This window comes from Leptospira interrogans (assembly GCF_900156205.1).
Lineage (GTDB): Bacteria > Spirochaetota > Leptospiria > Leptospirales > Leptospiraceae > Leptospira > Leptospira interrogans.
The window spans coordinates 42,350-58,789 of sequence record NZ_FTNA01000025.1; the positions used below are offsets into that span (position 1 = coordinate 42,350).

Below are 16,440 nucleotides of genomic sequence, written 5' to 3' on the forward strand. Positions count from 1 at the left end.
AATTCAGTATCGCTGGAATGTAGAACTGACTACCTTCGGGGTCCATGTGACTTACTGGAAGATAGAGTCTTTGAATTGGCAAAAAATGTCGATCGTTTAAAAGAAAAAAACATTAGATTTTATAGAACTAACGTTTTGAAAAACGACCTTTATTCGATATGTTTGCGAATTCTAATTCCTCGAAACGAGGGTTCTGGTTCGTTTGTTTCTTGAGAAATTTTTTCCAAAAGTTTTATGTCCGATTCTGAACTTAAGTTCAAAGATGGAATATAGTACATTCTATAAACCCCTGAATGGATCCAGAAAGAAACCCAATCTAAAAAGTCTTCAGATCTTCCTTTCCAACCGTTACCACTCAAAGAGTCTCTTGTAAAGATTAGCCTCTGAGGAGTATTTCTAAAGTCGTAACGCCTGTGCAATCTCGAAAAACGAATCTGTTCTTCTCCACAACCCCAAGAATATTCGTTTAAATTTGAAACTGAATTATCCGCAACTTTTAAATTCCAAATCATCATAGAACGATTTCCAGTTAACAATTTATTTCCTTCAAAATATGTGAAGGCAACTTTTTCAAAATTGGTATTTGGAAGATCATCTGTATGATTACAATCACAAACGTAAATACGTTCCGATTTAAAATTATCGTTCTTTTTACTAAATCTAGTAAAAAATCTAAAATCGATTTCTGGAAATTCTTTCTTAAGATAATCGAAAGATTCCATTCCGGAAACGTTTAGATAAATCTGAACATTGTCCTTTTTATATAAAGATTCAATTAAAGATTTTAATACGACTTGAACGGTAAAAGAAGAAGCAGACTCGGAAGGAATCTCTTTGAGTTCTAACTCCTGAGAATTACCTTGTTTCCAAAATACATAAGTCCTTTTATCCCTTACAAAAACGCTTAACACTGGAATATGAGATTTTTTGATTTCTTGATTTCGGAACGGATCGGATTCTTCTAAAAGTCGTATAACTTCTGTTTGGCGAATTTCGGACCGGACCGAAGTCAAATGTTCCTTGGGTCCCGGATAAAATCCTCTAAAAGAAGAGATTCTTCGGCTCGTATCGATGATAGAAACGAGAGTATTTGGATAAGCGGAATTTCCCATCGATTCTTTCTGTTCTAAACGGGATAAAAATCCTAAAAGCTCCATCGTATGCCCGTGAACGGCATAATATTGGATCGCTGCATCCGTAAATTCCCGAACTCCGTAGACAACAGGAAGATAATTTTTCAATTGAAGAAGCATATCATCCGGTCTTCTAAGAATCATAATTGAGACGGCTTGATCCAAAGCGCCCTTGACCGTCTTTAAAGATTTAGATTCCTTATGAGAATAAAACAAACCTGTAAGTCGAATCCATTCTTCTGTATAAATTGGGTCCGTAGTTCTTAAAATTCCATACGCTTTTGTAAACTCTATGATCGCTTTTCTAAGATCGTTCTTTTTATAATGAATAAATCCGTTTAACAAGGTAGAGGCGTACTCTACTCTTTTCCATCCCTTACTTTGAGCCAGAAAAGTAATTTCGGTTGCCATCTTTCCCGCAACATCTGGTTCATCATTCATCAAAATTTGTACAATTCGAAGACGTGTAAATAAATCGTCTTCGGTCAGATTTTTAGGAGTAGAAACGGACTTGAGTGCATCTACAGCCTTAAAGGAACTTTTAGATCTCCAAATCGCCATCGAAATCAAATCCCTAGCACTGTTGATCGAAATTGGTTCTCCTAAAAACGGATTTAAAATCGTAGATGACCATTCTAAAAAATCTAAGTTTAAATAGTAATCTAGAGATTTTTTATATTCTTGATTGAGATAAGCAATGGTGCCTAACTTTAGATAAAGATTATTTTTATAAGAAGTCCTTATATCTGGATGATACTTAAGAATATAATCCAATACTTTTTCAGCAGAAACTAGATCTCCTCCGATTAAATAATAATAAGCGAGTTTTTCATAAGAATATCCTATGATTCTACCGCTTAAATTTTCGGAGATGATTAGAATTTTCTGAAAATGAACCGCTTCTCTGGAAAGTCCCAATTCCGCGAGCTGATCGGCGATATTATAAATCATATTACTTAAAAAAGGAATGTATTTCAGTTCCGGATCTTCTAAAAACGGTGCGAGAGTTCTGTTTAAATTTAGATATTCCCTTTCGTGGGATTTTGCTTTTGGAGAAAAATCAGAAAGATATTTTTTTAGACGTAGGGTTTTACAAAGAGAATAATATACAACTTTTCTGGAACACTTTAGATTTTCTGGATTTTTTTTTTCAAATACGGAAAGATCAAATCCTTCCGCTAATTCCTTAAGATACGGAGAACTTTCGTTCTTGAAAAATTGAATCAACAGATTGCGGGAAGATTCCTTGGAATTAAAATTCAATTCTTTGAATATTCTTAGAAAAATTCCGCCTAACACGAGTTCACTTTCTGCGTTTTCGGTCAGTTTTAACAAAGATTCATATCGACGCACATCTTTGTTGAGAATAAAATATTCCCCCGCAAAAAATAGATAATCCGCTTTTTCTAAAAGTGTGAGATTTTCGGGAAAGGATCTAATTTCATCTTTGGATTGAAATACAGTTCTTCCATTTAAATTGAAGGAAAAACCTTCTGAACTTTTGGCCCATCCAAACTCCTGCTTAGTTTGAGTCGAAATCGAATTAAAAGATACAAGACTCAAAACCAAACAAAGATGAAATTTAAAGGAAAGAGGTTTCAAAGTGATCAGACTGAAACGCCCTCTCTTTTAAGATCGCGCTTCATAAGGTCTTTCACAACTTCTCTTGGATTCTTACCTTCGTAAAGCATTTTATAAACTTCATTTGTAATCGCCATTTCTATTCCCAACTTCTGTGATAACTCATACGCGCTTTGAGTAGTCTTTACCCCTTCGGCAACTTCGTTCATGCTAGAAAGAATTTGTTCCAAGGTTTCTCCCTTACCTAATCGAAACCCTACGGTACGATTTCTAGATTGTTCTCCACAACAAGTCAAAATCAAATCTCCCATTCCAGAAGGTCCTAGAAAAGTCATCGGATCAGCTCCCAACTTCAAACCTATTTTTGTAATTTCATTCAAACCTCTTGTAATCAAAGCAGCTCTTGTATTTTGTCCAAAACCTAATCCATCACTTACGCCCGCAGCCAAAGCGATCACATTCTTCAGAGAACCTCCCACTTCTACTCCGATCACGTCCGGAGTCCAATACGTTCGAAAATACAAAAAACTGAATATTTCCTGAACCTTACGTGCGGTCGTTTCGTTTTTAGAAGCAATACTTACAATGGTCGGTACTTTTTGGATAATCTCTTTTGCAAAAGAAGGTCCAGATAAATACGAAAGATAAGAATGATATTTTTCGGGAAGTTCCGATTCAAAAATTTCGGAAACAAGACGTAACGTTCCATTTTCAATTCCCTTACTCGCGGAAACGATAGGGACTTTTTCTGGTAAATATTCTTTGATTTCTCTTAAAACTTCACTTAGCGCATGAGAAGGTGGAGAAGATACGATCATATCTTTTCCTTGAACTACGTTTCTCAGATCCTTACTTGCTGTGAGTTTTTCCGGTAGAGTAAAATTAGGAAGATGTTTGTTATTGATATGATTGCGATTGATACTTTCAACTTGAGAATCATTTCTACACCAGAGAGTAACTTCATAACCTTTATCCGCAAGAAGACTTCCCAACGCGGTTCCAAAACTTCCCGATCCGATCACTCCAATTTTCATGTAAACTCCTCATGTGAGGTTAAAATCGAAAAAATTTTTCTACCAAACAATTTCGAAACAACCGTTCCCAACTTGGAATTAATAATTTAGTTTACTCTTCTTTACCCGCAAACTATTTTTGATCTCCCATGCTCGATTTGAGGAAACTCATCTTCAATCCTTTTGATTTTTTTACCGGACATCCTTTTGCAAAAGAAAACCAAAAGAGCAATTATAAGATCACGGTTAAACTTCATTCTTTAAATAAAATTTTGAAGAAAAAAATTTCTGAATCAGACGATCCTTTAGAATCTCTCGAGTTTGATTCTGAAAACGGAGTTTTGATTTTAACGGGACATTTTTCGATCCAAGGTTTATTCTGGTCCCGATTTTTAAAAACTGAATTTGTAGATTACAACGTTAGACTAATTCCAGTTAAAGTGATTCAAAATCAGGTTCGTTTTCAAATTCATTCCTTTCGTTTGTTCAGTCATACTCCAATAAAGTTGGACCCTATCCGCATTTTTTCTAAAATATTTCAATTTCATAGAAGATTGATTTTAGAAACTATCGTCGAGGAAATTCCAGAAATTCTTCGTCTAACAGGGATTCGAAATGTTATCACTGTAAACATAGATTATTTTCTTTCGGAAATTCCGGATCTCGCCGGTAAAATCACTATTCAAAAAGTAATTCCGGAAAAAGGAAACGTATTCTTATTTGTAAGATCAGGAACCATTTTAAAACCTCTTTTAGATTTTTTTGGTCCGGAATACATCCGAATCGAACCCATTTCAGAAAATCAAGACTCACTTCTACTCCTTTGGAGAGACTAATTTTTAGAAAGATTGGACAATTCCATAACCTATTTCTAAATTGAGTTTATAGCTTTCTTTTTCATTATAAAATTGTAGTATAAAAGAGACGGCAACTCCGGATCGATTCCAATGAAGATCATCTACTTGACCGATATTCACGACGGCTTAAGAGGCTTAAAGGAAATTCTACAACAAACGACTGCAGACTTATATCTATTCTCTGGAGATATTATTTATAAGGCTTTCTTTAGTACAGATCGTATTATAGAATTCTGTACAATCCAAGAAGAAATGTATCGTATCTCTCAAGACCAAAAGGAAGAGATCAACGCTTACGATTATGCTACGAGAGCAATCCGTTTTCCCGAAAAATACAGTCCTGATATAGTAGAAAAATCTAAAGAATACAGAAGTCTGTTTCATCAAGCAGCCAAAACGATGAAGGAAAAATACGAACTCATTGAAATCATTATACAAAAATATTCCAGAGCTCCGGTAAGAGTTCTTCCAGGCAACTATGATATAGATCTTCAATACAGCGCTTTGTATGAAAGAGATATTCATAGAAAAACTTTTGAACAAGACGGTTATAAGTTTGCAGGTTATGGTGGCGCTCCGATTCTTACTTCCGGAATTCCGGAAAAATTGGCGGTTAAGTTTCACGAATACAATCGTAATGGTAAGAGTTATAGCGAACCGGAAGATTTTTTCAAAGAAGAACAACCAGACATAGTAGTCATTCATAATCCTCCTTATGGATTTTTAGATAAAATTCCGAATTATGGAAACGTAGGTTCTCAAGGAATTAGAAGATACTTAGACGAATACAACCCTTCTCTTGTTGTTTCAGGGCACGTTCACGAAGACCAAGGTATTATCAAAAAAGGGAAAACCGTTTTTTTAAATCCTTCCAACTTCGGCGCCGTGGATTCCGTTTTTGGCTTTCAACCAGGCGGATTTTTCTCAGAAATATTTTTAGAAAATGGGCTTGTGGAAACCGTAAAATTGAATAGACTGGTGGACCACAAAATTCGCCTCTTAATGGAAGTAGATTGTAAGGGGAATGTTCCTTCGGTTACGTTTGTAAGCCAAGATTCGGAGGTATCTACAGAAGATTTTGTGAGAGTCTAACAATGACGATCTCAGGTTTTAAAAATAATCCCACCATCCAAAAGTTTACAGGATTAAAAAGATATTTCCGATCCCATGAAACTACAGTCTCTCGAGAAAGAATCGAAGACTTTAAAAAATTTTCCAAATTAATCAACTTTGGAGGAGACGTGGTCGCGTTCGACATTTTAGGTTCGCTTAACTTTGGTCAGGCGACCGCAGAATCGGATACGGATATTGTAATGTACACTCAATGTGAAAATTCTAAAATGGGCGAATGTGGCATGGAAGATTGTTATAAGATCTCCTTATTTAAACATTTGTTTATGAATCTTGTAACCTACGAACACAATACCGAAGCCTATAAATTAGAAATTGTAGACTGTATCAATCTCAATCAACTGGAAGAAGATATTTTGAACGGACATTCCGATTCAGAAATGGTAATTCGATTTTGTTTCTATCGATCGATTTGCAGAGGTGTAAATCGCAAGTTGTTGAGAAAATACGAACAACAGATCGCTTCTAATATTTCTTTAAGTAAATCCTTAGAAGAATCGATCGAACATTGTTTCGACGGAATCGTTCAAACTTCACAACATACGTATTCATTTCATAAATATTCCCACAGATTGCAAGACAAAGGAATTGGACTTCCCTCTACGATGGCCGCAAAAATTAAGGACTACTTAAAACAATGACTGGTTTTTTAACCGTGATGTTATGTTTAGGAGTGGCTGCGGTTTTTTTTCATCTTCTTTATTCGGTCGATACCAGAAGAATAGACAAATCCGAAAAAAAAAGAGACTTAGAAAATGGAGTGTCAAAAGATTATGGAGATCCTAAAAAAGTTTATGGCAAAAATTGGGATTCTAATCTTCCCAAACCTAGAATTTGTCCGGTTTGCGGAAAATACTTGCAAAAAACAGAATATTTATACGCCATCATTTCGGAACCTCCTTCTCCCGGTATCAAAAGACACGCTAGAATTTACGGCTGTAGATATTGTTATCTTGGATTAGAAGAAGAAACGGAAAATCGAAATTTGGTATCTTCTGAAATTCCCGATCCGGAATGGACTCCAACGCCAATCAACGATGAAGAACTCGGTCTCTAAAACTGAAACCCAAAGCAACGGACTTCTTTTACCTGTAACAGTAATCAAAGGAGTTGGTCCTTCCAAGGCGGCAGCGCTTGCGTCCATAGGAATTGATACCTTACAAGACCTTCTCAACTTTTTTCCGAGAAGATACTTAGATAGAAACCTAACCGACAACGTACTTTTAAAAACCGGCGAAACCGTAACCTTAATCGTAGAGGTTATAGACGCATACCTTGCACACGGTAAAAAATCCAGACTTGTAGTCGGTACTAAAACCAGAAACAACGAAAGGATTTCGATCGTGTTTTTTCGTGGTGTTAATTTTTTTCAAAAAATATTTCAACCAGGAACCACGTTAGTCGCCACAGGAAAATTGGAATACTTCCGAGGTTTTCAACTGATCCATCCAGACTATGAAATTTTAACGAGTGCGATCAAAACTACTTATCCTATAAGTTCGACTGGTTCTAAAAAGAAAAAACAGGAGCAAGAACCGGAAGAAGAATTGTCAGAACTTCCTGAAATGATCCATGCAGGTAGAATCATTCCTTTATATCCTTCAGGTGAAGTTCTCAAATCGGAAGGTCTTGATTCCAGAGGTTTTCGTAAAATTCTTTATTCCGCGTTGGAAAAATTAAAAGGTAAAATTCCGGAAATCCTTCCAAACGAAATTGTAAAACGAAGAGGTTTGATTCTAAGAGAAGAATCATACCGAGAAATACATTTTCCGACGGATGAAAATTCTTTAGACACCGCGAAATACAGATTGAAATATGAAGAATTATTTTATTTTAATCTTCTAATTGAACATAAAAAGAAAGAACGGGAAAAAATCAAACGAGTACTTTGGCCTTTACCGGAATCAGAAACCGCAAACAAAGTTCGTAAAAATCTTCCGTTTCAACTTACAGAAGATCAAAACTCGGCGCTTCAAAAAATTAAGGAACTTACAAATAAAGAACAACCGATCGCCGTTCTTTTACAAGGTGACGTAGGTTCTGGAAAGACGTTAGTTGCTCTTTTGACTGCTTTGCGTTATATAGATAACCAAATTCAAGTGTGTATGGTTGCACCGACTGAAATTCTCGCAAGACAACACTACCAGACCATTCTTTCTTTTTTAGGTAACATGCCTTTTTTAGGAATCGAACTTTTAGTTGGCAAAGAACCTAAAAAAAACAGATACGAAAAACTCTATAGAATTAAAAAAGGAGACACGTTATTTGTCATTGGAACACACAGTGTTTTTCAAGAAGACGTTTACTTTTCTGAGTTAGGTCTTGTGATCATAGATGAACAACATAAGTTCGGAGTGGATCAAAGAGAAACTCTCCGTTCTAAAGGAAAGAACCCTGACATTCTCGCCATGACGGCAACCCCGATTCCTAGGACTCTTTGTTTAACCCTTTACGGAGACTTGGATCTTTTAACGATCAAATCCAAACCCAAAGGTAGAATGCCGATTCAAACAAAATGGTTTCAGGAAGATCGAAGAGAAGGAATCTATAAATCCATTCGTAAATACGTTTCCTCCGGCAGACAATGTTATATCGTTTATCCATTGGTGGAAGAATCGGAAAAAGTAGATCTTAAGTCTTGTATCGAGGCTTATGAATATTTGAAGCACGAAATCTTTCCTGACTTCGAAGTGGGACTTGTTCACGGTAAAATGGAAGTGGAAGAAAAAGATCGTGTTATGCGAGAATTCTCCAAAAATAGAATTCAGATTTTAGTTTCTACGACCGTGATCGAAGTCGGAATCGATGTACCGAACTCGACCGTTATGGTGATCGAACACGCGGATCGTTTTGGTATTTCCCAACTACATCAGCTGAGAGGACGTGTAGGTAGAGGAGATCAAGAAAGCTTTTGTATTTTAATGACAGATTCCAAAGTTACAGAAGACGCAAAGGTCAGATTAGAAGCAATGGTAAATTTTTCTGACGGATTTGCGTTATCCGAAATCGACCTTCAATTACGAGGTCCGGGTGAATTGATGGGAGTTCGTCAAAGTGGTCTTCCAGATTTTAAAATTGCAGACTTAAGAAAAGATTCCAATCTAATAGAACTGACTAGAGAAGACGCGACCTTATTTGGAAATCCGGGCGACTTGGAAAAAGAGGAAATTCGAGGTAGATTTAGTGAAGGAAGACTGTTGTTTTCAAATTAGATAAATAGTATATTTTCTGCTTAAGAGAACCTCTATAAAATCTAAAAAAACAATTAATCAAATTTCTGCATCAAATCGCTGTTTTGTGGTCAACATCTCAATCAAAATTTTTTTGAACTTGTTCCAAAACTAAAACCGACCTGCAGAGCGACCATAGAAGCGAGACGAAAAACTCAGTGAATGCCTCTGGCATTCAGGAAGTGAAATTGAGTTTCACAAAAATATGGAAACTACCCATAACTATATAATAAAGTACCTAATATTTTGCATGAAATCAGTGTTTTGTGATAAAATTAACGGTACTCAATTTTACAGAGATCATTAATGCGAAAATTTAACTACACGAGAGCTGCTTGAAAGTTCGTAAACTATCGAATGCGACGTAATTTGTAGGAACTACTGCATTTTATTAAAAATATCTAAAGAATGATCACGTAAAACTTCTTTAAGGTTTTTGGACAATCTCTGATAATTTTTTAAAAAAATTACTAGTAAGATAACCTACTGAAAAGTCCACAAAAAACAAATGCAATCTAATCCGTGGGAACTACAATAGCCTACGTGAGTTTGACATAAGAAAATCTTAACGAATCGTTTGCAAATTTCATAATGAACTGCTCGGGACCTAAAACGTTTCACTGAGTTTTTCAAACTCAATTTTGCGTCCTATCAACACATCGCTTTCCATTGGTTATATCGAATTCACGTTATTTTATCTGCAAATCCAAATCTAAAATGTTTAATTTTCCTTTACTCATCTTAAATGTTCTTTTCAATTTTTTTACACCTAATACACGTTAAAGTAATATTCAATTAAAAAATTCGACCAAATTACTTACAACACAATGGTTTAACTTCAATACAAAGTTTTGTAAGAACCTCTACAGTTTAGAAAAATATCTCGTACTAGTTCCCACAATTGAATTAAACTCTTATAGCTTTTTTGAGGAAATTCCTATATTAGAATTGTTGAAAAATTAATTCTCCATCTGTTTCTATTTTATGGAAACGGGCAATTAAAGCAGTTTTGTTAATCGGAACTAGGGGATTTTTCAACAACTCTATTCTAAATTTCATAAAATTTATTTATACCAAATCAACATTAATCTTGAAACGATATTAGAAATTTCAAATTTGTTTTAATTTTCTATAATAAAAAATGGTATTATTTATGAATTTAAATCTAACAATAAAAATTGAATATTCAAAAAATTAACTACTGTAAAAAATCACATCGAACTTATAAGATAAAAAATAATCAGAAATAAAACTAACTAAACGATTTCCCTGAGTCTTGCTTTCGATTGTGAAGGTGCTTATGTATCTTCCATAAGAACTTTCCATTTAATGCTGATTCAATAAATTAATTGAACTTACAAGCATATCTCAAAATTATTTCACCTTATCAAACAACATAAGAATCTACCCAGATAGCCGACAAATTCTTATGTTGTTTAATCTACAAAATATAACCGTCAATAAACATACTTAAAAATATATTCTCTCGGTTCCAAATTACAGGTAAAACCTCCGATATTGATCGTAACCAAATTGATAATCATAGCAAAATTCGCACAATCATCCACGTCGGCTTTGTTATAATAACGATCCTCTTCCACCTTTGCAAGTTCGGGAGCTAATAATGCAAGAACCGCAGTATCGTCTGGAGATATGGCCGCTCCGATCAGAGCGCTTGTAAGAATTTGGTCTTTTGCCTCTTTTCCAGAAACGGCATCCGGAACGGAAAAACCCGCCGTATCAAAAAGAAAACAATTCGTTAATAACAAAAAAGGAATCAGAAAAATGATAAATTTTTTTTTCATTGAAAAAATCTCCTATATGTTATCCGAACTAGAAAGCTCGGAATCGCGGATTCACCAAACATACCGTATTCGAGAATATTTCAACCCTTATATGGACGAATTCCAACAGAATCCTATAAATTGAATCCCCAAATTTTGAAAATGATTTCCTTCAAAAACCCATTGCAAGAGACTTTCAATTTTACATTCTGACGATAGATATGAAAAGTATATGGTTCCTAATTTTGATTTTCTTATTTCAAAATAAGATTTTTTCACAAACGTCAAACGAAGCCTACGTCTTAGGAGACTTCAAACAAGAATCGATATTAATTTCCTATTCCAATCCGGGAGAAACTAGAATTCATTATCTTAGAAAAGAAGTTTTAGAGAAACTTTTGGAATTGTTTCAAGCTTATCAAAGAGAAAATCCAAGCGAAAAGCAAAAACCGTTTATCGTATCTGCATTTCGCTCTTTTAAAGATCAAAAGGGAATCTGGGAAGAAAAGTATTCCGGAAAAAGGAAAATGCGAGAATCCGTAAAAGGAAAAACCCCTCAAGAAATCATCTCTTTGATCTTAGAATTTTCAAGCGCTCCCGGAACCTCGAGACATCATTGGGGAACGGACGTAGACCTAAATGCATTAGAAAATTCTTATTTTGAAAAAGGAGGTAAGGGAGAAAAATTTTATAATTGGATGTTTAAAAACGCAAAACGTTTCGGATTTTGCCAGCCTTATACACCTAAATCTTCAAGAGGAAACAAAGGTTACAAAGAAGAAAAATGGCACTGGTCTTACGCGCCAATTTCGAACAAATTACAAGAAGACTGGGTTCGATTATTTCAAGAAGGAAGAATTCAATTTAAAGGAAAATTTTCAGGAGGAGAATTTTTACAAAACCTTCCCTTGGAATACGTGACTTCGATCAATCCAGAATGTAAATCAATTCGTTGACTAAGCCGGATTTTGATATACGTCCCACATCGTTTTAAGAAGTGTTTTGGCCTCACTGTATTCTGGGACCCATTGTAATAAACGTTGAGCCATTGCAGAAGAAGCCAAAAGTTTTGCGGGATCTCCAGCCCTTCTTCCCGAAATTTTATGAGGAATCGATCTTCCGACCACCTCCTCCGCAAGACGAACCATTTCTAAAACGGAATATCCCTTTTCAGAACCTAAATTGACCGTGAGAGATTTCTTTTCAGAATCTAGATAATCCAAACTCAAAACGTGCGCCTTTGCCAAGTCGGTCACATGAATATAATCGCGTACACAACTTCCATCCGGAGTTTCATAATCCGTGCCAAACACCTCAAAATCTTTTCTTATCCCTACTGCGGCTTCCATAATAATAGGAAGAAGATTTGCAGGAGTTCTTTCTAATCCTCGAACTCTTCCTTTTGGATCATAACCAGCAGCATTAAAATAACGTAATGCAGCAAATTTAAATCCTTTGAGAGTTTCGTACCATTTTAAATTCTGTTCGATCGCAAGTTTTGTATAACCGTAATAATTTTCCGGACGAACGGGGTGTTTCTCATCAATAGGAAGATATTCCGGAGAACCATAAACAGCCGCCGAGGAAGAAAAGATAAACTGATTCGTTCCGGCCTTTTCCATAAAAGTAAGAAGTTTGAGAGTTCCGTTGATATTATTCAGAGCATATTTAGAAGGATCGGTCATAGATTCGCCCGCAGCCTTCCATGCAGCAAAATGAAAAACCGCGTCGATAGGTTTTGAAAATGCATTTTCCAACACAGATTCGTCTTGGATATTCCCCTGAATCAATTGTGTTTCAGAAAAAAGATTAGATCTGTTCCCTTTTTCTAGATTATCTACGATTACAAGTTCGTGTTTTTTTTCAAGAAGAAGGGCAACTACGTGACTTCCTATATAACCGGCGCCTCCGGTAATCAATAACCTCACCTGTGATTTGTAACTCCCCGATCACTATCTCTAAAGAATTTTATAATATACTTAACTTGTTCAATTAAGTTTCCAGAAGCTTCCAATTCGTCCAAAGCTTTTCTTGTCGAAATTCCGGAATGATAAATAACTTTATAAGCGTGTTTAATCGCGTTTCTTACTTCCGGAGAAAAACCGGCTCGTTTCATTCCCACGCTGTTTAGTCCCACGACAGTACTTGGATTTCCGTCCACTGTGGAATAAGGAGGAACGTCTTGAACGACCTTTGCAAGTCCTGCAACCATTGAGTAATCTCCGACAAAACAAAACTGATGTACAGCAACAAGTCCCGAAATAAACGCAAAATTACCCAGAGTCACGTGACCGGCCAACACCGCCCCGTGTGTCAAAATATTATTATTTCCTAGAATACAATCGTGACCTACGTGAGAATTTCCCATAAAGTAGTTTTTATTTCCGATCACAGTCGGAGAATCTTCTTTTGTTCCCTTATGAATGTTAGAATATTCTCGAAAAATATTATGATCACCAATAACAGTTTTAGTTAAAAGTTGTTGATTAAATCCCAAATCCTGAGGCATCACTCCGATCACTGCACCTTGGTGAAAACGATTGAATTTTCCAATTTCGGAACCAGCACAAATTTTTACATGTCCTTCGATTATAGTACCTTCTTGAATCGAAACATTCCCTTCGATAATAGAATAAGGACCAACCTCTACGGACTCATGTAGTTCCGCCTTTGGATCGATAATAGCAGTCGGATGTATTTTCATTTAAACCTCGCACAGGCTCTAAAATACAAAAATTGACTCTGCTTTTTTATTCAAGCTTTTAAAGATGTCTTGAATAAGAGTAATATTACTGGAAAGTAGCTTTTTTTAACGCGAAAAAAGGAAAAACTTAGATGAGGTCGCAAAGATGCTTGTGGACTGGAATAGACTAGATTCTTTGAAGCAAGGAGACGATGAAGAAGAAGCCGCTTGGCTCAGGGAAATGGTCGAATCCCTTCTTACGAACATGGAAGTTCGAGTTAATAATATCGCTCATTTTACGAAAGAAAAAAAAGACGCTGAACTTCAAGCTGAACTTCATCAAACCAAAGGTGTTTCTGCTAATTTCGGATTGGAAGACTTAAGAGCTTTGGTTGCAGAAGCAGAACAAAAATTGAAATCCGGAGATGCCAATGTGTCTTATATATTAACTCTTAAAATACCGGAGATTTGGAAATCGACCAAAGAGGAGTTGAAGAAGAAATTTGGAATTTAATACGACTGTTTAGGAAAGAAAATTTTTATCCGATTTCAGATTGCGGACATCTTGATCCAGTTTTTTTCAAATCTTCTTTAGAAAGATAGAAGTAATCCATCTAAGTCTTGAATCACTCTTGATGGAATTATCAATTTGCTAATTTTATAACTTGGACTTACTCAATGAAATCCTTATTTCTTAAGAATATTGGATCGAGCGCCAATTCGAGAGAATCAATTCAACAATTTGAATACGTTTGAACGAAAACTTTGAAACTGCAACGGCGTATAAGGAAAAAATCGTTCGAATTCGAATGTTCATTCCGCCTTCTGATTGAAAATAAATCATTGATTCATATCGGATATCTCTATTATTTACATATCCGATATGAATCAAAAATTATTCCAAAGTATCGAAGGAAAGAAAAAGGAATTAGATAGGTTGCGTCCGCTTTCCAAGTCGATTTTGGAAAAATTGCGGGAACAGTTCTTTTTAGAATGGACTTATAATTCCAACGCAATCGAAGGAAACACCCTCAGCCTACACGAAACCGATTTGGTGTTAAGACAAGGGATTACAATAGGAAATAAAAGTCTTCGCGAACATTTCGAAGTTCTGAATCATAAAGAGGGAATCGATTTCATCGAAAACACAATCAAGAAAAAAAAAGATATTTCCATCGATTTGATTCGTGAGATTCACGGGCTTATTCTTAAAAACATCGACGACGAGGAAGCGGGTGTTTTTAGAAGAACGAATGTCCGCATTACGGGCGCCTCGCATATTCCTCCAAACGCGGCTAAAGTCTACGATTTGATTCAAGAATTAGTGGAATGGTTTTATCGTAACAAAAAAAAATATCCGTTCCCGAACTTGCGTCTTGGTTTCATTACAAACTCGTTTTTATCCATCCGTTCATTGATGGGAACGGAAGAACCGCTCGATTACTTATGAATCTGATTTTAATGAGGGAAGGATATCCGCCCGCCGTCATTATGCATTTGGATAGAAAAAAATATTATAGAGTATTCAAAGAAGCGGATCGTGGTAAACCCGAAGATTTCCTGGATTTTGTAGGAAGGTCCATCGAAAGATCTTTAATCATTTATTTGAATTCGCTTAAGCAAGACACTTCAAAAGGCAAACAAGGGTATATCAGTCTGAAGGAAGCAACAAAACACTGCGATTACTCTTTGGAATATCTTTCGTTTTTAGCAAAGACTGGGAAATTATCCGCCGTTAAATTCAACAGGAACTGGGTGACTACGATTTCAGCGGTTGAAACTTACATAGAAGAGATAAATCCCAAGAAGAAATAACTTTCAATCCCATCTTTTTTGAAACCGATCAATCGATAAAAATCGTTTTTTCTTTGTGAAACATAGACGGAGCGGGGCTATCGTATTGAAGGTCGTAAATAACATTGATACTTTTTACGTTCGAATGAAAATCTTCGATCACAAACTTGCCAGCTTCCTGTGTAATTCTTATATATTCATAATTTTTAATGATTGGAACAATTTGTTGTCCTCATATTCGATCCTAAGTTGCTTAATAGCATTCGAAGTATAATCATGAGAGTACTTGAAAACTCCGGATCGAGAAGCGTTAAAATACACTTTTGGAGTTTGTAGTTGGCAAATCATCATGTTACCCACGATACTAACCACAACCGCCAATAAAATACGAATCACTATTAAAAACATAAAGTTTATCCCAAAACCTCAAAGAATTTCACGCGATCATTCTTTAGAAATTTTTAATAAAATGTAGTAGTTCCTACAAAAACCACATTTGAGAATTTACAAACTTTTAAGTAGTTTAGTAACATCAAATTTTTGTATGAGTTTCCATATTGGACAATTTTTGGGACAGGCTCATAAATTTTCTTCCAACTTTGTGGGAACTAACAAAACCCAAATATCATCAAAGCGGACGTAGTTCCGACCGCTGTTTCCCTCGTGCGTGAGTGGGCCGAAAGGCGCAAAGCGTTCTCGAAGAGAACGAGCGGAAATCCGCGAGCCTGAAGGCACCATAACCAACCCCACAAATATTTGATCTCAATATAGATCTGTCGGAATTACGACAAATCCTCTGTAAAACTTAGTTCCCACCCCACAACGCGATTCATAGATTAGTATGATTCTTGGACGTAAGACAAGTCGAAGTGTGATACTCTTGAATCGACGGAGTCAAGAAGGCCGGTGGCAAATTGATCGCTCTCGTAACTCAATAACGCTACTTCCTATGGGTCGTAGCGTTAGGGCTTTGTAAGACCCCGATCCATAGATGAATCTAAATCGGCCACCGCAAACCAAAGTGTGGCGACTCAACAAAGTCGACCGCGTAGGAAACTCAACATCTCGCTCTTTACGAATCGCTCGATGGGAGTGCTGGTGTTATCACCCGACTTTGTTAAGTCCTTCCGCCTCTTTCATTTTAGGAGAAAAGAAATGGAAAGTCAAGAAGTCAAGTATGTAGGAGTCGATTGTGGAAAGAAAAGTATAGAGGTTGTTCGAATCAATTCGGAAA

Annotated in this window: 12 protein-coding genes and 1 pseudogene; 8 read left to right on the forward strand and 5 right to left on the reverse strand. The window is 36.0% G+C overall.

Annotated features, from left to right (window positions below):
• Positions 1-149 precede the first annotated feature (149 nt).
• The gene (locus BW942_RS16620; protein ID WP_000803603.1) at positions 150-2,735 is read right to left on the reverse strand and encodes a tetratricopeptide repeat protein; all 2,586 of its coding nucleotides are present in this window, start codon (positions 2,733-2,735) and stop codon (positions 150-152) included.
• 5 nt (positions 2,736-2,740) lie between these two features.
• On the reverse strand, positions 2,741-3,748 hold the full coding sequence (locus BW942_RS16625) for an NAD(P)H-dependent glycerol-3-phosphate dehydrogenase (protein WP_000690432.1): 1,008 nt from the start codon (positions 3,746-3,748) through the stop codon (positions 2,741-2,743).
• 128 nt (positions 3,749-3,876) lie between these two features.
• Here BW942_RS16625 and BW942_RS16630 point away from each other — a divergent pair, with 128 nt between their 5' ends.
• The 5 genes from BW942_RS16630 to recG all read left to right on the forward strand — a co-directional run bounded on the left by BW942_RS16630 (position 3,877) and on the right by recG (position 8,927).
• The gene (locus tag BW942_RS16630) at positions 3,877-4,563 is read left to right on the forward strand and encodes a hypothetical protein (RefSeq protein WP_000886252.1); all 687 of its coding nucleotides are present in this window, start codon (positions 3,877-3,879) and stop codon (positions 4,561-4,563) included.
• Between the two features lie 111 nt (positions 4,564-4,674).
• A complete protein-coding gene (locus BW942_RS16635) occupies positions 4,675-5,676 on the forward strand; it encodes a metallophosphoesterase family protein (protein ID WP_000692533.1) in 1,002 nt (333 codons plus the stop codon).
• 2 nt (positions 5,677-5,678) lie between these two features.
• Entirely contained in the window at positions 5,679-6,356 is a 678-nt protein-coding gene (locus BW942_RS16640; protein WP_000155756.1) for a hypothetical protein, read from the forward strand.
• Entirely contained in the window at positions 6,353-6,772 is a 420-nt protein-coding gene (locus tag BW942_RS16645) for a hypothetical protein (RefSeq protein WP_000145547.1), read from the forward strand. Before BW942_RS16640 ends, BW942_RS16645 begins: the two co-directional genes overlap by 4 nt.
• Positions 6,753-8,927, forward strand: a complete 2,175-nt coding sequence (recG, locus tag BW942_RS16650; RefSeq protein ID WP_000798669.1) for an ATP-dependent DNA helicase RecG — start codon at positions 6,753-6,755, stop codon at positions 8,925-8,927. Before BW942_RS16645 ends, recG begins: the two co-directional genes overlap by 20 nt.
• 1,475 nt (positions 8,928-10,402) lie before the next feature.
• On the opposite strand, the gene BW942_RS16655 is transcribed toward recG, so the two are convergent.
• Complete coding sequence (locus BW942_RS16655; RefSeq protein ID WP_000726214.1) at positions 10,403-10,750, reverse strand: TIGR04452 family lipoprotein; 348 nt, start codon at positions 10,748-10,750, stop codon at positions 10,403-10,405.
• A gap of 200 nt (positions 10,751-10,950) precedes the next feature.
• On the opposite strand from BW942_RS16655, the gene BW942_RS16660 reads away from it, so the two are divergent.
• Positions 10,951-11,685, forward strand: a complete 735-nt coding sequence (locus tag BW942_RS16660) for a M15 family metallopeptidase (RefSeq protein WP_000836548.1) — start codon at positions 10,951-10,953, stop codon at positions 11,683-11,685.
• On the opposite strand, the gene galE is transcribed toward BW942_RS16660, so the two are convergent.
• Positions 11,686-12,648, reverse strand: a complete 963-nt coding sequence (galE, locus tag BW942_RS16665) for a UDP-glucose 4-epimerase GalE (RefSeq protein WP_001984071.1) — start codon at positions 12,646-12,648, stop codon at positions 11,686-11,688. It abuts the gene before it with no gap.
• Positions 12,649-12,653: 5 nt separating this feature from the next.
• On the reverse strand, positions 12,654-13,433 hold the full coding sequence (gene lpxA, locus BW942_RS16670; protein WP_000690880.1) for an acyl-ACP--UDP-N-acetylglucosamine O-acyltransferase: 780 nt from the start codon (positions 13,431-13,433) through the stop codon (positions 12,654-12,656).
• 145 nt (positions 13,434-13,578) lie between these two features.
• On the opposite strand from lpxA, the gene BW942_RS16675 reads away from it, so the two are divergent.
• A complete protein-coding gene (locus BW942_RS16675) occupies positions 13,579-13,926 on the forward strand; it encodes an Hpt domain-containing protein (protein ID WP_000959560.1) in 348 nt (115 codons plus the stop codon).
• A 369-nt stretch (positions 13,927-14,295) separates the two neighbouring features.
• A pseudogene (locus BW942_RS21855) lies at positions 14,296-15,227 on the forward strand (Fic family protein).
• Positions 15,228-16,440: the final 1,213 nt, after the last annotated feature.